The organism is Collinsella sp. LCP19S3_B7 (assembly GCF_052121795.1).
GTDB lineage: Bacteria > Actinomycetota > Coriobacteriia > Coriobacteriales > Coriobacteriaceae > Collinsella.
Map to the genome: position 1 here is coordinate 26,729 of NZ_JBQKDO010000008.1, position 20,783 is coordinate 47,511.

Annotated in this window: 24 protein-coding genes; 9 read left to right on the forward strand and 15 right to left on the reverse strand. The window is 59.1% G+C overall.

What is annotated here, in order from left to right:
• Positions 1–21 precede the first annotated feature (21 nt).
• From ACTQW0_RS04685 to ACTQW0_RS04705, 5 genes are all read right to left on the reverse strand, one after another.
• Positions 22–774, reverse strand: coding sequence for an amino acid ABC transporter ATP-binding protein (locus ACTQW0_RS04685; protein WP_441545521.1), 753 nt, complete (start codon positions 772–774; stop codon positions 22–24).
• A gap of 12 nt (positions 775–786) precedes the next feature.
• Positions 787–2,148 (reverse strand): ABC transporter permease subunit, encoded by a 1,362-nt coding sequence (locus ACTQW0_RS04690; RefSeq protein ID WP_441068495.1) that lies wholly within the window; start codon positions 2,146–2,148, stop codon positions 787–789.
• Between the two features lie 116 nt (positions 2,149–2,264).
• Entirely contained in the window at positions 2,265–3,125 is an 861-nt protein-coding gene (locus tag ACTQW0_RS04695; RefSeq protein ID WP_441567145.1) for an ABC transporter substrate-binding protein, read from the reverse strand.
• A 147-nt stretch (positions 3,126–3,272) separates the two neighbouring features.
• Entirely contained in the window at positions 3,273–4,139 is an 867-nt protein-coding gene (locus ACTQW0_RS04700; protein ID WP_441545520.1) for a deoxyribonuclease IV, read from the reverse strand.
• A 95-nt stretch (positions 4,140–4,234) separates the two neighbouring features.
• Entirely contained in the window at positions 4,235–5,425 is a 1,191-nt protein-coding gene (locus ACTQW0_RS04705) for an aldo/keto reductase (RefSeq protein ID WP_441545519.1), read from the reverse strand.
• A 162-nt stretch (positions 5,426–5,587) separates the two neighbouring features.
• On the opposite strand from ACTQW0_RS04705, the gene ACTQW0_RS04710 reads away from it, so the two are divergent.
• Positions 5,588–6,358, forward strand: a complete 771-nt coding sequence (locus ACTQW0_RS04710) for a cyclase family protein (protein ID WP_441545518.1) — start codon at positions 5,588–5,590, stop codon at positions 6,356–6,358.
• 116 nt (positions 6,359–6,474) lie between these two features.
• Positions 6,475–7,389 (forward strand): ketopantoate reductase family protein, encoded by a 915-nt coding sequence (locus ACTQW0_RS04715; RefSeq protein ID WP_441545517.1) that lies wholly within the window; start codon positions 6,475–6,477, stop codon positions 7,387–7,389.
• Positions 7,390–7,480: 91 nt separating this feature from the next.
• On the opposite strand, the gene ACTQW0_RS04720 is transcribed toward ACTQW0_RS04715, so the two are convergent.
• From ACTQW0_RS04720 to ACTQW0_RS04730, 3 genes are all read right to left on the reverse strand, one after another.
• On the reverse strand, positions 7,481–7,699 hold the full coding sequence (locus ACTQW0_RS04720; protein WP_154517389.1) for a hypothetical protein: 219 nt from the start codon (positions 7,697–7,699) through the stop codon (positions 7,481–7,483).
• Positions 7,700–7,884: 185 nt separating this feature from the next.
• On the reverse strand, positions 7,885–8,661 hold the full coding sequence (locus ACTQW0_RS04725) for a hypothetical protein (protein ID WP_441545516.1): 777 nt from the start codon (positions 8,659–8,661) through the stop codon (positions 7,885–7,887).
• Between the two features lie 317 nt (positions 8,662–8,978).
• A complete protein-coding gene (locus ACTQW0_RS04730; RefSeq protein WP_441545515.1) occupies positions 8,979–10,289 on the reverse strand; it encodes an O-acetylhomoserine aminocarboxypropyltransferase/cysteine synthase family protein in 1,311 nt (436 codons plus the stop codon).
• A 274-nt stretch (positions 10,290–10,563) separates the two neighbouring features.
• On the opposite strand from ACTQW0_RS04730, the gene ACTQW0_RS04735 reads away from it, so the two are divergent.
• From ACTQW0_RS04735 to ACTQW0_RS04755, 5 genes are all read left to right on the forward strand, one after another.
• Positions 10,564–11,511 (forward strand): LysR family transcriptional regulator, encoded by a 948-nt coding sequence (locus tag ACTQW0_RS04735; RefSeq protein WP_427793852.1) that lies wholly within the window; start codon positions 10,564–10,566, stop codon positions 11,509–11,511.
• 141 nt (positions 11,512–11,652) lie between these two features.
• Positions 11,653–12,138 carry a ribonuclease HI gene (gene rnhA, locus ACTQW0_RS04740; RefSeq protein WP_370450639.1) on the forward strand — a complete coding sequence of 162 codons (486 nt, stop codon included), beginning with the start codon at positions 11,653–11,655 and terminating at the stop codon, positions 12,136–12,138.
• A 74-nt stretch (positions 12,139–12,212) separates the two neighbouring features.
• Entirely contained in the window at positions 12,213–13,319 is a 1,107-nt protein-coding gene (locus ACTQW0_RS04745; RefSeq protein WP_427718592.1) for a Gfo/Idh/MocA family protein, read from the forward strand.
• 2 nt (positions 13,320–13,321) lie between these two features.
• Positions 13,322–13,732 (forward strand): acylphosphatase, encoded by a 411-nt coding sequence (locus ACTQW0_RS04750; RefSeq protein WP_427795950.1) that lies wholly within the window; start codon positions 13,322–13,324, stop codon positions 13,730–13,732.
• 61 nt (positions 13,733–13,793) lie between these two features.
• Positions 13,794–14,174, forward strand: coding sequence for a Fur family transcriptional regulator (locus ACTQW0_RS04755; RefSeq protein ID WP_154517406.1), 381 nt, complete (start codon positions 13,794–13,796; stop codon positions 14,172–14,174).
• 76 nt (positions 14,175–14,250) lie between these two features.
• On the opposite strand, the gene ACTQW0_RS04760 is transcribed toward ACTQW0_RS04755, so the two are convergent.
• The 3 genes from ACTQW0_RS04760 to ACTQW0_RS04770 all read right to left on the reverse strand — a co-directional run bounded on the left by ACTQW0_RS04760 (position 14,251) and on the right by ACTQW0_RS04770 (position 16,142).
• Positions 14,251–15,048, reverse strand: a complete 798-nt coding sequence (locus ACTQW0_RS04760; RefSeq protein WP_427718600.1) for an HAD-IIB family hydrolase — start codon at positions 15,046–15,048, stop codon at positions 14,251–14,253.
• A gap of 83 nt (positions 15,049–15,131) precedes the next feature.
• Positions 15,132–15,710 carry an urease accessory protein UreE gene (locus ACTQW0_RS04765; protein ID WP_441015839.1) on the reverse strand — a complete coding sequence of 193 codons (579 nt, stop codon included), beginning with the start codon at positions 15,708–15,710 and terminating at the stop codon, positions 15,132–15,134.
• A 3-nt stretch (positions 15,711–15,713) separates the two neighbouring features.
• The gene (locus ACTQW0_RS04770; protein ID WP_055286916.1) at positions 15,714–16,142 is read right to left on the reverse strand and encodes an FKBP-type peptidyl-prolyl cis-trans isomerase; all 429 of its coding nucleotides are present in this window, start codon (positions 16,140–16,142) and stop codon (positions 15,714–15,716) included.
• 120 nt (positions 16,143–16,262) lie between these two features.
• Between ACTQW0_RS04770 and ACTQW0_RS04775 the strand changes: the two genes are divergently transcribed.
• Positions 16,263–17,276: a dipeptidase gene (locus ACTQW0_RS04775; RefSeq protein ID WP_427718605.1), complete on the forward strand. Its 1,014-nt coding sequence runs from the start codon at positions 16,263–16,265 to the stop codon at positions 17,274–17,276.
• Between the two features lie 74 nt (positions 17,277–17,350).
• The gene (locus ACTQW0_RS04780; protein ID WP_427718607.1) at positions 17,351–18,127 is read left to right on the forward strand and encodes a M48 family metallopeptidase; all 777 of its coding nucleotides are present in this window, start codon (positions 17,351–17,353) and stop codon (positions 18,125–18,127) included.
• A gap of 6 nt (positions 18,128–18,133) precedes the next feature.
• Here the strand turns inward: ACTQW0_RS04780 and folB are convergent, their stop codons facing one another.
• From folB to nrdG, 4 genes are all read right to left on the reverse strand, one after another.
• Positions 18,134–18,619 carry a dihydroneopterin aldolase gene (gene folB, locus ACTQW0_RS04785; RefSeq protein ID WP_427718610.1) on the reverse strand — a complete coding sequence of 162 codons (486 nt, stop codon included), beginning with the start codon at positions 18,617–18,619 and terminating at the stop codon, positions 18,134–18,136.
• 43 nt (positions 18,620–18,662) lie between these two features.
• Positions 18,663–19,244, reverse strand: a complete 582-nt coding sequence (locus tag ACTQW0_RS04790; protein WP_195838586.1) for an HD domain-containing protein — start codon at positions 19,242–19,244, stop codon at positions 18,663–18,665.
• Between the two features lie 2 nt (positions 19,245–19,246).
• Entirely contained in the window at positions 19,247–19,804 is a 558-nt protein-coding gene (gene folE, locus ACTQW0_RS04795) for a GTP cyclohydrolase I FolE (RefSeq protein ID WP_427718613.1), read from the reverse strand.
• A gap of 67 nt (positions 19,805–19,871) precedes the next feature.
• Positions 19,872–20,453: an anaerobic ribonucleoside-triphosphate reductase activating protein gene (nrdG, locus tag ACTQW0_RS04800; RefSeq protein WP_154517419.1), complete on the reverse strand. Its 582-nt coding sequence runs from the start codon at positions 20,451–20,453 to the stop codon at positions 19,872–19,874.
• Positions 20,454–20,783 lie beyond the last annotated feature (330 nt).

Sequence of the window (20,783 nt, forward strand, 5' to 3'; positions counted from 1 at the left end):
TATGTCAGCCACATAAAGCAGCTACGAGATATTGCCCAAGAACGCCTTGGTGCGCCCGCTCTTGGGATGGTCGAAGACCTCGCTCGGCGTGCCCTCCTCCACGATAACGCCGCCGTCCATAAAGACGACGCGGTCGGCGACGTCGCGGGCAAAGCCCATCTCGTGCGTCACCACGATCATCGTCATGCCGTCACGCGCAAGATCGCGCATGACACCCAGAACGTCGCGGACGAGCTCGGGGTCAAGCGCCGACGTAGCCTCGTCAAAGAGCATCACGTGCGGATTCATCGACAGGGCGCGGGCGATGGCCACGCGCTGTTGCTGGCCGCCCGAAAGCTGGCTCGGCATAAAATCGATGCGCTCGGCCAGACCGACCTTGGTCAGCTCCTCGACGGCAATCTTCTCGGCCTCTTCCTTGCTGCGCTTGAGCACCTTTTGTTGCGCAAGCATGACGTTCTTTTTGACCGACAGGTGCGGGAACAGATTGAACTGCTGAAACACCATGCCCAAGTGCGTACGCACCTTATTGAGGTCGACGCCCTTGGCGCACACATCCACGCCCTCAACGACAATCGAGCCGCTCGTGGGCTCCTCAAGACGGTTAATGCAGCGAAGCATCGTCGACTTACCCGAGCCCGAGGGGCCCAGGACCACGACGACCTCACCCTTGTGCACATCCAGATCAATGTCGCGCAGGACCACGTTATCGCCAAAGGCCTTCTGGAGATTCTTGATGCTGACGACGACCTCGTTCGAGTTATTGGTTTCGCTCATAATAGAACCTCCTTACAGACCTGCAATATGATCGGCGGGTGTCGCGACAACCTGTCCGGCGCTCTTGGTGGGACGCTTCTTTTTGGTTTCGGCCGTCCCCAGAAGTCTCGCCTCAAGACCGCTCACCAAGCGCGCAAGCGGCAGGGTAATGACCAGATAGAACAGGGCGGCAACCACATACGGCGTGATGGAGCCCGTCGTCGCCACGATGGTGCGGGCATTCATGACGATCTCGACCACGCCCACGGCGGCGAGCAGCGACGTATCCTTGTAAAGCAGGATAAACTCGCTGGTCAGCGTAGGCAGGACATTGCGGAACGTCTGCGGAATCATAACGTAGAGCAACGTCTGAAAGGCATTCATGCCCAGCGAGCGGGCAGCCTCGTTTTGGCCCTTGGGAATCGACTGAATACCGGCACGGAAGATCTCGCACAGGTACGCAGACGAGTTCATGGCCATGACGATAACGCCCAAGACGTAGTCGTCCACCTTGACGCCGGCAAGTGGCAAGCCAAAGAACGCGATATAGATCTGCAGGAACGCCGGCGTACCGCGGATGATATTCACGTAGATGCCGGCAAGACAGCGCAGAATGCGCGACTTGGAGATGCGCATGAGCGACAAGGCAAAGCCAAAGGGGATTGCCAGCGGAAACGCCACAAGCACGATCGAGAGCGACATAAGGAAGCCCTTAAATACGACCGGCAGGCTCTGGACCAAAATGACCGGGTTCAAGAACAGACGCAGGAACATATTGGAATTCCAAGCCTCGACCCACGGCTGTTCCTTAAGATCGGCCTGGAAGTTATCGAAGGCCGTCACGCCCTTAATCTCGACGGAAGGAATCTTGGAAATCTTCTTGGTCGAACCGTCGGCGAGCGTATAGGTGCCGCTAAAGGCCTCGTCGCCGCCTTCGACGGGGAAGGTCACGCCGTACACCTCGACACGGAAAAAGCCGCCGGCAGGCGCCGTCTCGCCAAAGTCGATCTTGAGCGTCTGGCCATCAGCCGTGCACGTGGGCTTCATGGGTGTGCGATCCATGAGGTCCTCGCCCGAGAGCATCGTCAATCGCGTGTCATCGGTACCAAACGTCGTGCCGTCGACAAACGTCAGCGAAAGACCGCTCAGCTCCTCGTCGGCGTCGGCCTGAACTTCCCAGGTAATGCGTGTCTCGGTGCCGCCGACCACATCGCTGCCCGAACCGGTGTTGGGTCGGGCGGTAATCTTTGCGGTCTCAAGCGCTTGGGCAGTCGAGGGCGCAGATGCCCCCACGCACACCAGCGCGAGCGCCACGGCCATGACGCAGGCTAGCTTTTGGAGCAAGGCGGGTAGTGAAGAACGCTGCCCAGCGGCCCCTTTGTTCAGTCGAGACAAGGTGGCTCCTATCGTAGAAGTTGCCGGCAAATAGAGACGGAAACACTCTCCGTCGAGAGAAGCGCAAAGGCCCTCTCCGCTAAACGGAAAGGGCCCAAACGCAATCAAGTATCTGTTTACTTGATGTTGTACTTAGCCATGAGGGCGTCAACGGTACCGTAGTCGGTCAGGTCCTTGATGGCCTGGTTGATGTCGTCCTTGAGCTTGGTATTGCCCTGGTTGATGGCAATGGCGTACTCCTCGCCGGTGCTGATCTGTTTAACCGTGTGGCAGGTGTTGAACTGCTCGGCGGTCAGCTGGCTGGCAACGGAGCGGTTGGTGACTACGGCATCGCCCTTGTCGGACTGCAGGGCGCTGAAGCACTCGGTAGCGTCCTTGTAGGGGATGATCTTGGCCTTGGGGAAGTTCTCCTGAGCAAAGGCCTCGGCGGTCGAGCCAGACTGGACGATAATGGTAGCGTCGGCGTTGTTGAGCTTCTCGCTGTAATTGTCGGCCGTGATGTCGGTGTTATCGACCTTGGTCACGATAGCCTGATCGTCCATGTAGTAGGAATCGGAGAAAGCGACTTCCTTCTCACGCTCGGGCGTGTCGGTGATAGCCGCAATGGAGACGTCATACTTGGTGCCCGAAGCGACGCCGGGGACGAGCGTGTCGAAGTCGTTGTTGACGTACTCGACATCCAGGCCCAGCTTGTCGCCGATAGCCTTGATGAGCTCAAGGTCAAAGCCCTGATAATCGCCGTTGTCATCCTTGTACTCAAACGGAGCGTACTCGGCAGAGGTGCCGACGGTCAGCGTACCGTCCTTGACGAGCGCGTACTCCTTGGAGCCGTCGACCTTCTCGACCTTAGCGTCGTCAGAGCTGCTGGAACCGGCATCAGAACCAGAGGTGGCGTTGGACGAGCCGCAGCCCGTCAGTGCGAGGGCGAGCGCCATGGCGCCCGTGGCGGCAAATGCGCCAAGCTTCTTCAGCTTCATAATCAGTCTCCTTCCAATGGCCCCATGTGATTCAGGGGCCTGCAAAAACTGAGGGCTATTATGCACCCGCGTGAGAGAATCTGCAATTAGAAAACTGATTGAAACAAACCCATAACGTGAATGGAACACTCCACTTTATGACAGTCATTACTGCTGCAATGACCTTAATAGTTTAATTTCAGCCGCATAACCTGCAAGTTCGTTCGGCGTTTCCAAAATGAATGGCAGTGATCGCAGGCAGCTATTCGATACAATATTCTGCATAACCTGCATTCCACCGCCAAGTTCCTCGCTGCCGAGGTAACCCTTGCCGATGCATTCATGCCGGTCCTTATGGGCACCGCGGGGATTCTTGGAATCATTGATATGCACAGCGCGCAGGCGCTCGATACCCACCACACGATCGAACTCGTCGAGCACACCGTCAAGATCTTGGACGATATCATAGCCGGCGTCATTTACATGGCAGGTGTCCAGGCAAACGCCCAGCTTGGCCGACAGCTCGGGGCGCCTGTCAGCAACGCCCTCGATGATGATCGCCAGTTCCTCAAAGCTGCGGCCCACCTCGGTGCCCTTGCCGGCCATGGTCTCGAGCAGCACCGTCGTCTGCTGGCCCTCAAACATCACCTGGCACAGGGTGTCGACGATCATCTGAATGCCGGCGTCGGAGCCCTGTCCCACATGCGCACCGGGATGGAAATTGTAGAAGTTGCCGGGCAGCGCTTCCAGACGCTGCAGATCCTCAGCCATGGCCTCCAGGGCAAACTCGCGCGCCCGCTCTTTGGCCGAGCAGGGGTTATAGGTATACGGAGCATGGGCCACGAGGGGACCAAAATCGTTTTGTTCCATAAGCTCGCGTAGGGCCGCCACGTCATGCATGTCAAGGTCTTTCGCCTTGCCGCCGCGCGGGTTGCGCGTAAAGAATGCAAAGGTATTGGCGCCAATGGATAGTGCCGTCTCCCCCATCGCCCGATAGCCCTTCGTCGTGGATAGGTGACACCCAATCGTCAGCATCCCCAGCTCCCCCTCATCAGTTACGGTGAAATAGTTCCTGTTGATGCCTTATTCTGCCGCAAACAGGAACTATTCCACCGCAAGTTATAAAAGGGTCATGAGGAGCGCGTTTTGCCGAAGGCCTTAAGCACCGCCGTCACGGGGCCAGGCTGGAAACGTCGGCGCACATCGTCGAGACGCTCGGGAATATCGATGTGCTGCGGGCAGTGGCGTGCGCATTTGCCGCACTTGACGCAATTGCTCACCAACTTGGGCTCGCTTGTGCGCACCGCACTCGCCGTAAAGTACTGCGATAGACCCGTAAACCAGCTGTGCGCATAGCTTGCGTTGTAGGCGGCAAAACACCCAGGAATATTGATGCCTTTAGGACACGGCATGCAATAGCCGCATCCCGTGCAGGGCACGCGATTCGATTTTTCAAACTCCTCCAGCACGCGTGCGATGGCATCGAGCTGAGTAGCTGTCATCGAATCCGGCAGGGCCCGATCGGCCAACGCCGCGTTCTCATCCACCTGCGCGGTATCGGTCATACCCGAAAGCAGCATCGTCACCTGAGGATGATTCCACACCCACGAAAGCCCCCAGGCGGCAGGGGTGCGCAAATGCGGGTCACAGGCGTCATCGAGCACAGCGCGGGCCCGCGGGGGCAGCTTGCCTGCTAGACGCCCGCCCAGTAGCGGCTCCATCACAAACACCGCGAGGCCTCGCTCGGCGGCGGCCATGAGCCCCGCCGTTCCCGCTTGGTAACGCTCACCGGCATAGTTGTACTGTATCTGGCAAAAATCCCAGTCATATGCGTCAAGCATCGTCAGGAAATCCGCCGCGCTGCCGTGATACGAAAAACCAATCTGGCGAATGCGCCCCGCCGCCTTTTGACGCGCGATCCAGTCCTCGATGCCCAACGCCACCACACGTTCCCACTGGGCGGGCGAGGTGATGTTGTGCATGAGGTAGTAGTCGATATGGTCAGTCCGCAGGCGGCGCAGCTGCTCATCAAAGAAACGGTCGAAATCCTCCGCGCACTTGCACGAGGCGTGCGGCAGCTTGGTCGCGAGCAAAACCTGGTCGCGCAGGCCCAAGCGCTCAAGCGAAGCGCCTACGCAAGCCTCGTTGCCGGGATAAAGATAAGCCGTATCCAGGTAATTTATCCCCTGCTCCACGGCGCGGGAAATGATAGCATCGGCTGTCTTCGCATCGGGGCGTCCCGGCGCACCGGGAAACCTCATGCACCCCAGCCCCAACGCCGAGATACGGTTACCGCTTTTGGGGTCAACGCGATACTGCACGGCCCCTCCTCCCCCATCGAAGCTCTGACGCGGCGAAACAAACCCGTCACGTCACCGAAACACATCGGAATCGCAATCGAGAACGTATCGTAACCCAACAGAAATCGAGTCGTCATGGCAGCGCTTTAACATCAGCAAAAAGTCCGATGAAAGGAGCCAGCCATGCCCACGCTCGACCTTTGGAACCTCGCCACCCAGCTCAAAAGCACCGATTACCGCTGGATCGACCTCACCCACACGCTCTCGTGCGACACCCCGCACTGGTTTGGCTTTAAGCCATTTGAGTCCACCAAGCTCTTCGACTACCTGCCCGGCACGCCCGAGGATATGCTCGCGCCCATGCGTTGCTTCCAGTATTCGGTCGCCTCGCAGTACGGCACCCACGTCGATGCGCCGCGCCACTTTCATGTTGACGGCCGCTCCCTCGGCGAGATCGAGCCCGTCGAGTTTATGCATCCGCTCTGCGTGATCGATAAGCACGAGGAGTGCGCCGCAAACCCCGACTTTATCCTGACTATCGATGACCTCAAAGCTTGGGAGGACGAGCACGGTCGCATTCCCGAGGACGCATTCGTCGCCTTCCGCTCCGACTGGTCCAAGCTCGCCGACCTCGAAAACAAGGGCGAGGACGGCCAGCCCCACTATCCCGGCTGGGACCTCGACGCCATAAAGTGGCTCGTTGAAGAGCGCAACATCGGCGCCATTGGCCACGAACCGGCAGACACCGACCCCGCAACCATTACCACACACGAGGACGCCTACCCCTATCCCGGCGAACAATACATCCTCTCGGTCGACCGTTACCAGATCGAGGTCATGGACCATCTGGACGAGCTTCCCGCCACAGGCGCCGTCATCTTCTGCACCTTCCCCAAGGTGCGCGATGGCGTTGGATATCCCGCGCGCGTTTTTGCCATCTGCCCCGCGGCATAAGTTCCCATGCGTTTGTTCTTCTAAATTCAGCCTCCGGTGTACGCCACATGCCCCAGCGGCATACAATCCATCAGGCGCCCCGCACGCGGGCGCCTTTTTGTGAGGAGATGATTCACATGCAGATCAACAAGGTCGCCTTTATCGGCAAGGGCGGCGTCGGCCTGCTCTACGGCAGTACGATTGCCAAGGCCCTCGGCAATGACGCCGTCGAATACGTCATGGATGACGCGCGTTTCGAGCGCCACGTGGGCGATGCGCTCACCGTCAACGGAAAGCCCTGCGCGCTCAAGTCCGTCCGCGCCAGCGAGGCAACGCCCGCCGATCTGGTCATTCTCACGGTCAAGACGACGGAGCTCAGACAAGCACTCAAGACTATGGAGCGCGTCGTGGGACCCAACACACTCATCGCCTCGCTGTGCAACGGCATTACGAGCGAGCAAAAAATAGCCGAGCGCTTTGGCTGGAAGCACACCGTCCTGGGCATCTGCCAGGGCATGGACGCCGTATTCCTTAACGGCGCGCTCACCTTTACCAATGCGGGCGAGATTCGCTTTGGCGCGGCAGCAGGCACCGAGCCCGCAACCGTCACCGCCATCGATGAGCTCTACACGCGCTGCGGCATCGCCCATACCGTCGAGAGCGACATTGCGCACCGCATGTGGGCCAAACTCATGCTCAACGATGGCATCAACCAGACCTGCATGGCCTACGGCGGCACGTACGGGAGCGCCACGGAACAGGACTCCGAGCAGCGTCGCTGCTTTGTTTCCGCCATGCGCGAGACACTTGCGGTCGCCAACGCCGAGGGCGTTGAGCTTACCGAGGCAGACCTGACGCAGATGGTGCACCTCATCGAGGGAATCGACCCCGCCGGCATGCCCTCGATGGCGCAGGACCGCATCGCACAACGTAAAACCGAAGTCGAGGAGTTCGCGGGCACCATCTGCCGCCTGGCCGCCAAACACGATATCCAAGTGCCGCAAAACGATTGGCTCTACCAGAGGATTCGCGAAATAGAAAGCAGCTGGTAGCCTCGCCCGCACGGCGGCGCGCGCAATGTAAGCAGACAGGCCTTCGCGAGGATCCCATCGCTCGCGAAGGCCTGTCGCATTTAGGCCGAGGCTAAAACTGAGGCTCGTTTTGCGACTCCGGGACCTCGTCCTCGTCATCGCGGCAAAGCACCACGCCGGCGCTTCCCAACAGCGCCGCTGCAATCAAGGCGCTCACAACCACAGGAGCGGCACCCGTAGTGGACTGCAAGCCGGCAACTAACGCCGCCGTCGGACCAAGACATCCGATCAAAAGGGCAACGACGGCAATAGCGACATCTCGAGCGTTCATGGGATCACTTCCTCCACGAGAAAGACCTTGTTTCTCATGACTTAGTATGCCCCGTGCCCATATGCCCAACGTAGTGCCACGGTAAGGGCTCTGTTAACCCAAATGCATATAAAAACGGGCGCCTTTACATTGCCCGAAAGCTCGGTAAAGACGCCCGTCCATCATGTGCAATCGATGCCGACAGATTACCAACCGGTGTAGTAATCGGTAGTTCCGGCTGCGCAACCCGAATCGTAGACCTTGCACTCGCCCTTAGAGCCTGTAAAGGTCGAGCCCTGGGACTTATCGCTCGCAGCCACCACGTAGTAGCCGTCGGAATCACGCCAAAAGCCCTCGGAATCCAGCGTCCACTCACCCGTGCGGTGGTGATACAACACGTTGCTGCTGTAATAGGTCTCGCGACGACCGTTGTAGTTATTGACGCCGCTCGAGCGCGTCAGGCCCGAGCCGTTCGCGTAATACGCAGCAGACGCGTAAGACGAGCCGGAGCCGGCGTTGTAATACGAAGCCTGAACGGGCTCGGCAGCTTCTGCCTCGACGGCCGCAGCCTCGAGCGCCTCGCGCTTAGCATCCTCGAGCGTGGAGCGAAGCTCGTCGAGCTCGGCCGACTTCGCGTCGACCTCCTCCATCGTCAAAAGACTGCCCGCACCGTCGATACAACCCTGCAGTACAGCGCGCTCGTCATCGGTGGCATAGTCACCGTACATGTTCATGATGATCTGCGCGCGGACCTCTAGGGAATCGCGCTTGGCCCCCATCGAGGCGTTCCACTCCTGCATGGAGCCAAAGCCGTCGCCACGATAGTCGACGGGCTGCATCAGGGTCGCCTCGGACGGCGTTGATCCGACCGCGTCGGACAGTGTTGCCGCGTGGGCATCGGTTACGCCGGCACCCACTAAAAGCGCCACGGCAAGCGTGGCAGAAAGGGCAGCGGCCTTCGGTTTTCGTGAATCGATCCTCATGTAGCTGGAAACCTCCGTAGTGAGTTTTTGCTGCGTTTAAGCTGCGTGTGATTCGATCGCGCTGCATAGTACCCCGAGTAAATCGTGACCTGCGCTTTTTCTCAAAAGGTGCACGTCATTTGCGTAAAACTCACATCCTCTCAACAGGAGTTTTCCACATCTCGATTGCATAAATCATGCCAAAAACCCTGTAATAGCGCCCTTCCTATGCAAAAAAGGCGCCTGCGCAACCATTGTTCGCGCAGGCGCCTTGAGCAGGCATTTTATGCAGTTCAGTTATACCTATCGAGTCGCAAGGGGCCCTTGCACAAGTCGCCTTACTCGTCCAGCGCGGCAAAGGCCTGCTTCAGATCCCAAATGATGTCCTCGGCGTTCTCGGTACCAATGGAAAGACGGATTGTAGAGGGCGTAATGTTCTGCTCGGCAAGCTCCTCGGAAGAGAGCTGGGAGTGCGTGGTGGTAGCCGGGTGCACGACGAGCGACTTGACGTCGGCCACGTTGGCGAGCAGCGAGAACACCTGCAGGTGGTCAATGAACTTCCAAGCAGCCTCCTGGCCGCCCTTGATCTCGAAGGTGAAGATCGAGGCGCCGCCACGGGGGAAATACTTCTGGTACAGCTCATGGTCGGGGTGCTCGGGCAGGCTCGGGTGGTTCACCTTGGCAACATGGCCGTCACCGATCAGGAACTCAACGACCTTCTTGGTGTTCTCGACATGGCGGTCAACGCGCAGCGACAGGGTCTCGGTGCCCTGGAGCAGGACCCAGGCGTTAAACGGGCTAATGCAGGCGCCCTCGTCACGCAGCAAGATAGCACGGACATAGGTCGCGAAGGCAGCGGGGCCGGCGGCCTCGGCAAACGAGACGCCATGGTAGGAGGGATTGGGCTCGGCGATCTGCGCATACTTGCCGCTCGCCTTCCAGTCGAAGTTGCCGCCATCGATAATCACGCCGCCCAACGAGGTGCCGTGGCCGCCAATAAACTTAGTTGCAGAGTGAACGACGATGTTGGCGCCGTGCTCCAGCGGACGGAACAGATACGGGGTGCCGAAGGTGTTATCGACAACAACCGGAAGACCATGCTTCTTAGCGACCTCGGAGATAGCGTCGATGTTGGGGATATCGGAGTTGGGGTTACCGAGCGTCTCGAAGTAAATGACCGTGGTGTTGTCCCTGATGGCGCCCTCGACCTCGTCCAGGTTGTGGGCATCGACGAAGGTGGTCTCGACACCAAACTGGGAGAGCGTGTGCTCCAGCAGGTTGTAGGAACCACCGTAGATGGTCTTTTGGGCCACCACATGGTCGCCGGCCTGAGCGAGGGCCTGCAGGGTATAGGTGATGGCGGCGGCGCCAGAGGCGACGGCAAGACCTGCAACGCCGCCCTCGAGCGCGGCAATGCGGTCCTCAAAGACGCCCTGGGTGGAGTTGGTCAGACGACCGTAGATATTACCGGCGTCGGCAAGGCCAAAGCGGTCAGCGGCGTGCTGGGAGTTGCGGAACACATAGCTCGTGGTCTGGTAGATAGGCACGGCGCGGGAATCGGATGCGGGGTCGGCGCTCTCCTGGCCAACGTGCAGCTGCAGGGTGTCGAAACCAAAGGTGTGCTCGGGGTTGTTGATAAACTGGCTCATAATGATCTCCTTGATCAAACAAAAGTAATAAGAGTAAGAGAAGTAAGTCGCCGTCTCCTGATCACGCCGACGGGCGCAAGCAGGAGCCCGGCATTCGTCTTAGTAAGCAGTTCATATGCGGTCCTCCTTTTGACAACCCGTTCTCGTGGTCGGCTTAATTACCTACCGCCTTTGTGTGTTTTGAATAGTACGAGCATTGTTTCGCGCGGTCAATCACTTAAAAGCGCTAACCTGTTATCGGTTTTTTAGATAGCTATCGAAAGGACGGGTGCCGATGACCCTCCAGCAGCTTCGTTTTCTTATCGCCGTGGCAGAATCCGGCTCAATTAACGCCGCAGCTCAGCGCCTCTATACCGCGCAATCCAATATCTCCAACGCCGTCAAAAGCCTAGAGCAGGAGCTCCGTCTGGAAATCTTTACGCGCTCCAGCCGCGGCGTCACACTCACCAACGACGGCACCGAGCTTTTAGGCTATGCGCGCCAGGTCGTAGAGCAGGCCGATATGCTCGAGGCCCGCTACGAGGACGGCGGCACACCCCAGGCACGCCTTGCCGTCTCGGCCCAGCACTACGCTTTTTCGGTCGAGGCCTTTGTCAACGTCGTCGAGCGCTGCCGCGACAGTAAGTTTGAGTTCATCATGCGCGAGACCACCACGTCACAGATCATCGACGACGTCCGCGCATTTCGCAGCGATATCGGCATTCTGTATCTGGATGACTTTAACGCCCGCGTCCTGCAGAAGGCCTTCGCCGACGCCCGCGCAAGCTTCCATCCCCTCTTCGATGCAACGGTCCACGTCTTCGTTAGCGAGCGCCATCCGCTCGCACGCCGCCCCCAGCTATCGCTTGCCGACCTTACGCCCTATACGCGCTACAGCTTTGAGCAGGGGACCTCGAACTCCTTCTATTACGCCGAGGAGCCGTTTAGCTATATCCCCTGCGACCGCAACATCCGCGTTTCCGACCGTGGCACGCTCACCAATCTGCTCATCACGTCGAACGGTTACACGTTGTCGACCGGTGTCCTCTCCAATGAAATGCAATGGGGCATGGCATCGATCCCGTTGGCAGACGCCCCAATGATGCGCGTGGGCTACATCATGCACGATGAGCGCAAGCCCTCTCCCCTGCTGCGGCAATACCTCGACGAACTCGAACGCATCATCCACGAAAACCAACCATTTGGGGACGGGATAGAAATGGCAGATTTAAAAGCCCTCTAGCTCTTGACAATTCAGGTCGCCCATCTTTCTTGGCGACAACGTCTCCACCATCCTTGTGGAGCGGCGCGCCTCGCATAAAACAGGATGGACCGGGCGCTACAATAGACAGCCGCAAGAGAGGAACTCGACGAAAGGAAGTCTGTGAAGGTCATCATCTATACCGACGGCTCGGCTCGATCCAATCCGGGACGCGGTGGCTACGGCGCCGTGCTCAAATACACCAACCCCGCCGGCAAGACCTTCACCTCCGAGCTTTCGCGTGGCTACGCCAAGACCACCAACAACCGCATGGAGCTCATGGCGGTCATCGTGGCGCTCGAGGCACTCAACCGTCCCTGCGAGGTCGAGGTCCACTCCGACTCGCAGTACGTCGTCAACGCCTTTAACAGGCACTGGATCGACGGTTGGAAAAAGCGCGGATGGAAAACTGCCAACAAGCAGCCCGTTAAGAACCGCGACCTGTGGGAGCGCCTGCTTGCCGCAAAGAGCAAGCATAAGGTGGAGTTCATCTGGGTTAAGGGGCATGCCGGCCACGAGCTCAACGAGCGCTGCGACGAACTCGCCACCACCGCGGCCGATGGAGTCAACCTCGATATCGACACCGGCTTTAACGAGAGCGACCTGTAATAGCGTTTTCGCGCAGCTTTATATCCCCACGCGCTACACTCATCCTGTAGACCAAAACAACGCAAGGGGGACGTATGCTGCGCATCGCGACCATCGGCACATCCATGATCACCGACGACTTTATCCAGGTCGTCAATGCCAACGACCAGGCTGTATTCGTAGGCACGCTCTCGCGCAACGCCGAGCGCGGCGCCGCCTTTACTGCCGAGCACGGCGGCGAACGAAACTTTACTTCACTTGATGAGCTTGCAGCAGCCGCCGACGTCGACGCCGTCTATATCGGCAGCCCAAACGCACTTCACTACGAGCAGGCCCTTGCCTGCATCGCCAGCGGCAAGCACGTCATCGTCGAGAAGCCCTTCTGCGCCACCGAGGCGCAGGCGCTGGAAGTCTTCCGCGCCGCCGAGGCGGCGGGCGTCGTAGCCCTCGAGGCCATGCGCCCGCTCCATGACCCCGCTTTCCACGCCATCGAGGACGCCCTGGGCGAGATTGCGCCCATTCGTCGCGCCTCACTGCGCTTTGGCAAGTATTCTTCACGCTACAACGAGGTTCTCGCGGGACGCGCCACCAACATCTTCGACTGCCACATGGCCTCGGGCTCCCTCATGGATATTGGCGTCTACACCGTCGAGCCCATGGTCGAGATCTTCGGCATGCCCTCCGGCCTTACGAGCATGGCTACTCTGCTCGACCCCACCACGCAAGAGCTCACCCATGGCCCCATCGATGGCTGCGGTTCCATCCTCGCCAGCTACGGCGGTGGCCGTATCTCCGTCGAGCTCGCGCACTCCAAAATTACGAATGACCTACTGCCCTCGCAGATCGAAGGCGAGCGTGGCACTATCCAGATTGACCATCTGTCCACGCCCCGCAACGTCCGCATCGACTATCGCGGCGATGTCGTACGCGGCTCGGCGACCGAGGCGCCGCGCGAACAGAGCGACAACGGCCGCGTGCTCGACCTTCCCAAATCGAGCAACACCATGGAATACGAACTCGCAGACTTTATCACCGCCATCGGCGGCATCGATAACGTCAAGGAAGAGATTTGGGAGACCCCGGCGGGACGTCACGAGCTTGGCCACTATCGCGATGTCACGCTTGTCTCGCTGCGCATCATGGATGCCGTGCGCCAACAGGCCGGCATTACCTTCCCCGCCGATTCTGTCAAGCAGGCCTAGCGATGGGTATTTTCGACAAGCTTTTCTCGGGCGTCGCCGGCGGCAGCCGCGAGCCCCAAAAGCCCTCTGGCGTCGAGCTCGAGCTGCGCCGCAGGCTTACTGTGCTCGCAAGCGACGAGGCCACTCAAGACACTCCCCTGCGCTATTTCCTGCGCTGGGAGGGACAGGTCCAAGGCGTTGGTTTTCGCTTTACCAACACCAACCTCGCGCAGGCACGCGCACTCACCGGCTGGGTGCGTAACATGGAAGACGGCTCAGTCGAGATGGAGATACAGGGAGCTCCAGCAAACATCCTATCTCATCTTGAGGCGCTTCATGCCTCCTACGAGCGCATGGGAACGCGTTTTCGCCTCGTAGACGCCCAGGTCCGAGCCCCACTTGCCAATGAAGACGGTTTCACTCCTCATTATTAGTATTGTGTGCTAAATACGGTATCATTTACCTACGACCGTTAATAGAAAAGAGGCGAGGCGCATGGCGGTGCAAAGAAGGAATACCAGGCAGCGAAAGCTAGTTCTTGATGCCGTGCGCCAAAGCTACAACCATCCCACCGCCGAAGAGATCTACAACGCTGTGCGCGCGCAGGATGACAAAATCAGCCGCGGTACGGTCTACCGCAACCTCAATCTCTTGGCCGATGCCGGGGAGATTCTCTCGATTAAAACGCCGGGCGGCAGCCGCTTCGATCGTGCCATCGAGCCGCATGCGCATATCATCTGCACCTCGTGTGGCCGCGTCATCGATGTGCCGCTCCCCTTCAATACCCAGCTCGACGCCAGAGCATCCGAACAAATCGGATGGAGCGTCAGCTCGCACTACACCATCTTCGAGGGCCTCTGCCCCAACTGTAGGTAGATTTTGGGACATGCCTTAAAAACAACTTTTTCACCGATTGCGGCAAAAGGAAGATTTCCAGGCATGTCCCAAATGTCTACTCAGCAAGTAGGCGACGCAGCTCTTCTTCGACCGTGCGCACGTAACGGACGCGGTCGTTGATACCGCGCATGCTGGGATTGCAGCTCTCCATCAGATAGGGATGGCCCACCACGTTGAGCATGTCGCGGTCGTTTTCATTATCGCCAAACGCCATCATTTCGTTAGGTGAGATCCCCAGCGCACGACCATAATCGGCAAGCGCGGACCCCTTGCCCGAATCAAAGCCGATAAAGTCGGTCCATTCGGTTCCCGACGTCATCACATCGACCCGGTCGCCAAAGCGACGGACGAAATACTCCAGCGCCGCCGGCTGCTCTGTCTCGGGCGTTTGAAACGCGATCTTAATGACGTCCTCGTCGATGTCCTCGGGGCGGTCGACCACCGCCACATCGCAATGGACCTCGTAGCGCAAATGGTCGACGAATGCATCGTTGCCGCTTATGGTGTAGAGGTGTCCCTCGCAGGAAAGGGTCACGTCGGCATGGGGATACGCAACCACGGCATTCGCGATATCCATAGCAAGGTTACGCTCCATGGAACGCTTGACAACGGCACGCCCCTCGCTCATCACGAGGGCTCCGTTTTCGCATACATAGGCGAGCTCATCGGCCACCGGGGCAAACAGATAGCGCAAGCTCGCATATTGACGGCCGCTCGCCGGCATAAACACGATGCCACGACGATGCAGCTCATCGATGAGCTCAAAGGCCTCGGAACGCGGCTCGCACTCCCCCGGATGCAGCAACGTGCCGTCCAAATCGCATGCAATCAGCTTGATTCCCTCAAGACCCATATGCTTTCCCCCACAGCACCTCATCAACAGCAAGACGGACTTTGAATAGCTGCCTCTCAAAGTCCGTCTTGCTCATACGCACGTTAACCGCGCGCCTTTTTTACGATCGTAAAGTCGGGAGCCATACTCACGACGACCTCCGCCGCACTCGACGCAAAGCGCCGGTCCGTATCGAGTTCACGGGTAACCACCGAGAGCCGAACACCCTCGACGCCCCGGAGCATGCGGCCCAAAACAGGCTGCACCGGCGTATACATGCGCACGGTATGCTCGTCCGAATCGCCTCGGAAAAGCGGCGCGTGCATATTGCCGATCTCCCAGCACGCATGCGCGAGCGCAATCGGATCCATGCGGTCGACTTCGACCAAATAGACCTCGGCGCTGCGCAGGCGCACGACAACCGCCACGGGCACCATGCCCGAACGGTCGATGGCGAGCACGTCGCCGTCGGCAAGACGACTGCCGTCGGCAGCATCTAGCCGAACATCGACCGTGCGCCCCAGCTCCGTCACGCCCGCAAACGCGCAAACATCAGCCTGGTCCCAATCGAGCAGCAGCTCGTCAACTTCAAAGATGCCACCCAGCTCCCGACGAAGCAGGAGTTCATAGGACGGATCGTTGAGATTTCCCAAGCATGTCGTCGAAACCAAGCGTTCAGGCATACTCTAACCCTCGACCTCGACGAGCTCGATATCAAAGTTGAGATCCTTGCCGGCCAGCTCGTGGTTAGCATCGAGCGTCACGGCCTCGGGCGTCACATCGATGACAACGGCAGGGACAGGCATGCCGCTCGGCGTGGACAGGAAGAGCTTCATGCCCTTCTCGATCTGCTCGATGTTGGGAACCTGCTCGGCCGGGAAGGTGATAACCATCTCGGGATTGTGCTCGCCGTAGGCATCGGCAGCAGGAATGTGCACGGTCTTCTTCTCGCCCACCTGCATGTCGACAACGGCGGCATCGAAGCCCTTGATCATCTGACCGGCACCGCAGGTGAACTCCAGCGGCTCGCCGCGATCGTAGGAGCTATCGAACTGCGTGCCGTCGTCGAGCGTGCCGCGATAATGAGTCTTGACCTTCTTGCCCTGGTTGGACATGGAAACCTCCGTGATAAGGGCGGCACACAACGCGGGCCGCCATGAACGTATGGCGCTAACTATACCCTAGTCATACAATTCGAAGACAGTTTGCAAAGAAACGCTGCAACCGGAGGAACCATGGCATATCCCGTATTTGACTTGCACTGCGACACCGCCGACCGCATCGGCTGGGCCACGCTCGATCTCGACCTGCGCTTTACCGCCGGCACCGACGGTTATTTCCCCGGCGACGAGACGCATCCGCAAGATTTCGACCTCATCGAGGGCAATGCCTGCGCCATCTCGCTCGCAAAGATCGGCAACACGCCGTGGGCACAGTGCTTCGCCACGTTTATCCCCGACGAGATTCCCACCGCCCACGCCGCGCGCTTCCAGGCGCAGATCATGGCGCATATGAGCGGCCAGGCAATGCTCAACCACGACCGCATGGTCAACGTGCGCAGCGCCGCGGACATTCGCCCCGCGCTCAAGGACGGCAAGGTCGCCTGCATCCACACCATCGAAAACGCCACGTTCTTTGCCGAGGACCCCGCACTGATCGAGGTGCTCAAGAGCTTGGGCGTACTCATGTCATCACTCAGCTGGAACGCGCAGGGGCCGCTCGCGAGCGGACACGATACCCACGCCGGCCTCACCGCCGCCGGCATCGAGGCACTTACGCAGATGGAGCACGCCGGCATGGTGCTTGACGTCTCCCATCTCAACGATGAGTGCTTTGACGAGGTCGCCGTCCGCGCCACGCGTCCCTTCGTCGCCAGCCACTCCAACTCCCGTGCGGTTTGCGGCGCCAAACGCAATCTTACCGACGACCAGTTCCGCACCATTCGCGACATGGGTGGCATCGTCGGCCTCAACTACTGCAGCGAGTTCCTTTCCAACGACGCAACCGACAAGACCGCCGCAGACGTCACCTTCGATCAGCTGGCGGCACATATCGAGCACTGGCTCGACCTGGGCGGCGAGGACGTCATCGCGCTCGGCGGCGACTGGGACGGCGCCACGGTGCCCGCTTTCCTCTCCGATGCCAGCAAGATGCCCGAGTTCCAGAACATGCTCTCCAAGCATTTTGGCAAGACCGTGATGCAAAAGCTCTGCAGCGACAACGCGCTTGCCTTCTTTGAGCGTTATTAATTTCACATCCCTTGAGCGGGCCGGCATGCCGAACGGTCGACATGCCGGCCCGTCCCCAATCTGAAGGACCGCTTTTGACGCAGCAGTTTACGATTTCCGTATCCCGACCGGATGGGATGCCCATCCCCGTCGTCGTTACCAAAAAGCGTGTCAAGAACTTCAACCTACGCGTCACATCGAGCGGTGAGGTCCACGCCAGTGCGCCGCTCGGTGCCACCCGCGAGCGTATCGAAGCATTTGTGAAGCGCAACAGCGCCTGGATTATCAGCCGACTTGCCCAGCGCGAGCAACGTCAGGCGACGGAGCGAGAGCCGCTCAGCCCCTCGTCCATCATTGCGCTTTGGGGCAAGCCCATCACGGTACAAGATGCGCTCGATCACAACTTTGCATCACCCGCACCGCGACCCAAACAGGCCACCTTCGCAAGTTTTATGGGTACCGACGAGCCAAGTGGGCGCGCGCAGGCAAAGCAGCGCACGGCCCTCGACGGCCTAACGCCCGATGAGCTCCAAGCCCGCATCGACCAGCTCTATACATCCGAGGTCACCACGGCGCTGCGCGATATGGTGCGCACATACGAAATCGCAATGGGTGTCGTCGCTTCCCGCGCTTCCGTGCGCAGCATGAAAACGCGCTGGGGCTCGTGTACGCCCAAAACCGGTGCCATTCGCATCGCACGCGAGCTTGCCGCCTACCCCGTCGAGTGCCTTGACATGGTTGTCGCCCACGAGCTCGTCCACTTGCTCGAGCCAAGCCACAATCAGCGGTTTCACGCCCTGCTCGACACGTACTGCCCCAACAATAGAGCTCTGTCGCAGCGGCTCAAGCAGCCACCCATAGAGACGTATTAGAACCGGTTAGCGCACGCGCTCGATCTCGACACCGCAGCTTGCCAGGGGAAGACCGACGGGCGCCCAAGGCTTATCGAGCTTAACACGCACGCCGAGCAGCAGAGGGTAACGACGTAGCAGCATCTGGGCCACGCCCTCGGCTGCGGCCTCGATGAGCTTAAACGTATGCTCGCGCAGATAGCCATCGACATCGTGGCACACTGAGCCGTAGTCAATCGAGGCATCCAGGTTATCGTGCTCCCCTGCTGCACGCAGGTCGGCATAGAGCACCAAGGACACGATGAACTTCTGACCCAGGGCGTTCTCCTCGGGATACACGCCGTGGTTGGCAAAGACCTCAAGACCTTCAACGGTGATGCGATCGGCATGGCGCAGATCGTCATAGCTCACGTGGGGCACCGCCGTTGCGGTGGATATTTCGCCCCTTCCACGGCGGGCGAGCTCGGCGCCTTCAGTCTTGGTTGCATTCTCGGGCAGTTTCTTGTTGGTCATCGCGATCGTCTCCTTCGTTTAGAACCCCGACCGCGCAAACCAACTACACGCGAATCGACAGGTTCTTTTTATCATCGCTCCAGTTGCAGGCATTGCGCGCGGGGCATGCAAAGCAGGCGCGCGACGCTTTGTCAGCTGCATAGAGCAGACGCTCAAGCGGTTGGCTGTTCACGCGCAGCTTTCTATGGCCTAAAATGGCCGTCTTAATGGCCGCGGCATCGGCCGGATCAAATGCCACGTCATCGGGCATGCCGCCAAGAATCGCATCAGCGACGCGCTCGCTTGCAACATCATGGGATATACCCGATTCATACTGTTCATCTTTGCCGATATCGTGAAGAAGTGCCGTGGCGTAGATGACCTCGCGGTCAAATTCGAGCTGTTCCTCAAGATTCTTAATCCACATAATGCGCGCGACATCCAGCAGATGGTCAATACCGTGGCGGCAAAAGATGCGCCCCGATTCCAACTGTGCAATGTTGCCCAGGTGCCGCCGGAACAGCCCGTTGGCACAAATGTAATCAATGCGAGGCATGGCGCCAAAGGGAGTCAGGCCCGAAGCCATAAAACCGCGACGCGGCGTCCCCTCATCGGTCTTCGATGTAAAGTCGTTGACGACTCTCATGGTTAGCGGCCCAGCATCCTAAAGAATCGCTCCTCGAGCGCGGGATCGGTCTCAAAGACACCGCGACGAGCAAGCGTTACGGTCTTGGTACCGGGCTTTTGCACGCCGCGCATGGTCATGCACATATGCTCGGCTTCCATCAGCACGATCGCCCCTTGGGGAGCAAGATATTCCATGAGGGCATCGGCAACCTGCGCGCACAGCTGCTCCTGCAGCTGCAGACGACGGGCATAGACCTCAACCGTGCGAGCAAGCTTAGACAGACCCGCCACGCGACCGTTAGGGATATAGCCGATCGCAGCCTTGCCATAAAACGGCAGCAGATGGTGCTCGCACAGCGAGTAAAACGTAATATCGCGCTCGATAACCAAATCGTTCGAAGCGACGGCAAAGGTTTTGGACAGGTGCTCCTCGGCACTCCGGCCCATACCGCCGGCAATCTCGCCATACATACGGGCGACGCGTGCCGGGGTCTCCAGCAGGCCCTCACGAGTTGGGTCCTCGCCTATACCTTCAAGCAGCAGCTTAATAGCAGTCTCGACTTTTTCCTGATCGACCATCTGGGCCTCACTTTTTTCGATTTCGCGTTCGCGCTATGGTACCACGCTGGCACGCAACCTCTTCCAGCTACATAGTATGGGTCGAATAGACCGGATCGTCCCGCCAAAGCTCCACAGCGTCGCAAAGCGCAACGCCCTCGCGCGCAGCACGAGCGCGCGTGGCGTTCATGTCGATCACGCGCTGATTGCTCGAGCCCCTAAAGCGCAACGAGATATCGTACAGATCTTGAACGAACGGACCGTCTACCAGCATGTCGAGGCAAGCAAGGATACGGTCCGTCACGTCGGTATGGTGACGGCCGCCCGGCATTAGTTCCTCGAGCACATCACCGGTAAAGCACCAAATGGTCTTCCCAGACTCCACAGGATAGGTCGCACGCACGCGTTCGATAAAATCAACGAGCCCCGCCTGGTTCTCGGGTTCCATAGGCTCCCCGCCCAGAATCGTCAGGCCATCAATAAAGGGATGATCAAGACTATCGATGATTTTGTCCTCGACGGCACGATCGAACGGTTCACCCGCGGCAAAGTCCCACGCGACGGAGTTAAAACAATTCTTGCACCCACGACGGCACCCACTCACAAACAGAGAAGTACGAACGCCTTCTCCATCAGCAATGTCGAAATACTTAATGTTCGCGTAGTTCATAGGTAACCTTCCTGGGGGTCTGGAGCATATCATCCCGTCCTCAAACATTCTCGGCCTTCGGCCTGCGAAACTGCGGGCGGGACGATATGCTCCAGACCCCTCGCGAGCGACACTCGGTGAACGAAGCGAACATCGAGTATGGGGTTCGAGGCCCAATAAAAACTGGGTTGTGGCTCAACCGCCATCGCAAGTAAATCGCAGCTGCAGCTCGAATTATTACCGCTAAGAACTTCGAGGAGTGAGCAGACCGCATGCTGCATCTCAGCTACATCAACTTGGCTGCCCCGTAGCGAGGCCCCGGACCTTTGCTCGATATGAGCTCCGCACGAA

Coding starts and splice junctions, on each gene's coding strand:
- ACTQW0_RS04685 (WP_441545521.1), bottom strand. CDS start 774: ATGAGCGAAACCAATAACTCGAACGAGGTCGTCGTCAGCATCAAGAAT.
- ACTQW0_RS04695 (WP_441567145.1), bottom strand. CDS start 3,125: ATGAAGCTGAAGAAGCTTGGCGCATTTGCCGCCACGGGCGCCATGGCG.
- ACTQW0_RS04700 (WP_441545520.1), bottom strand. CDS start 4,139: ATGCTGACGATTGGGTGTCACCTATCCACGACGAAGGGCTATCGGGCG.
- ACTQW0_RS04710 (WP_441545518.1), top strand. CDS start 5,588: ATGCCCACGCTCGACCTTTGGAACCTCGCCACCCAGCTCAAAAGCACC.
- ACTQW0_RS04715 (WP_441545517.1), top strand. CDS start 6,475: ATGCAGATCAACAAGGTCGCCTTTATCGGCAAGGGCGGCGTCGGCCTG.
- ACTQW0_RS04720 (WP_154517389.1), bottom strand. CDS start 7,699: ATGAACGCTCGAGATGTCGCTATTGCCGTCGTTGCCCTTTTGATCGGA.
- ACTQW0_RS04725 (WP_441545516.1), bottom strand. CDS start 8,661: ATGAGGATCGATTCACGAAAACCGAAGGCCGCTGCCCTTTCTGCCACG.
- ACTQW0_RS04730 (WP_441545515.1), bottom strand. CDS start 10,289: ATGAGCCAGTTTATCAACAACCCCGAGCACACCTTTGGTTTCGACACC.
- ACTQW0_RS04735 (WP_427793852.1), top strand. CDS start 10,564: ATGACCCTCCAGCAGCTTCGTTTTCTTATCGCCGTGGCAGAATCCGGC.
- ACTQW0_RS04745 (WP_427718592.1), top strand. CDS start 12,213: ATGCTGCGCATCGCGACCATCGGCACATCCATGATCACCGACGACTTT.
- ACTQW0_RS04750 (WP_427795950.1), top strand. CDS start 13,322: ATGGGTATTTTCGACAAGCTTTTCTCGGGCGTCGCCGGCGGCAGCCGC.
- ACTQW0_RS04755 (WP_154517406.1), top strand. CDS start 13,794: ATGGCGGTGCAAAGAAGGAATACCAGGCAGCGAAAGCTAGTTCTTGAT.
- ACTQW0_RS04760 (WP_427718600.1), bottom strand. CDS start 15,048: ATGGGTCTTGAGGGAATCAAGCTGATTGCATGCGATTTGGACGGCACG.
- ACTQW0_RS04765 (WP_441015839.1), bottom strand. CDS start 15,710: ATGCCTGAACGCTTGGTTTCGACGACATGCTTGGGAAATCTCAACGAT.
- ACTQW0_RS04770 (WP_055286916.1), bottom strand. CDS start 16,142: ATGTCCAACCAGGGCAAGAAGGTCAAGACTCATTATCGCGGCACGCTC.
- ACTQW0_RS04775 (WP_427718605.1), top strand. CDS start 16,263: ATGGCATATCCCGTATTTGACTTGCACTGCGACACCGCCGACCGCATC.
- folB (WP_427718610.1), bottom strand. CDS start 18,619: ATGACCAACAAGAAACTGCCCGAGAATGCAACCAAGACTGAAGGCGCC.
- ACTQW0_RS04790 (WP_195838586.1), bottom strand. CDS start 19,244: ATGAGAGTCGTCAACGACTTTACATCGAAGACCGATGAGGGGACGCCG.
- folE (WP_427718613.1), bottom strand. CDS start 19,804: ATGGTCGATCAGGAAAAAGTCGAGACTGCTATTAAGCTGCTGCTTGAA.
- nrdG (WP_154517419.1), bottom strand. CDS start 20,453: ATGAACTACGCGAACATTAAGTATTTCGACATTGCTGATGGAGAAGGC.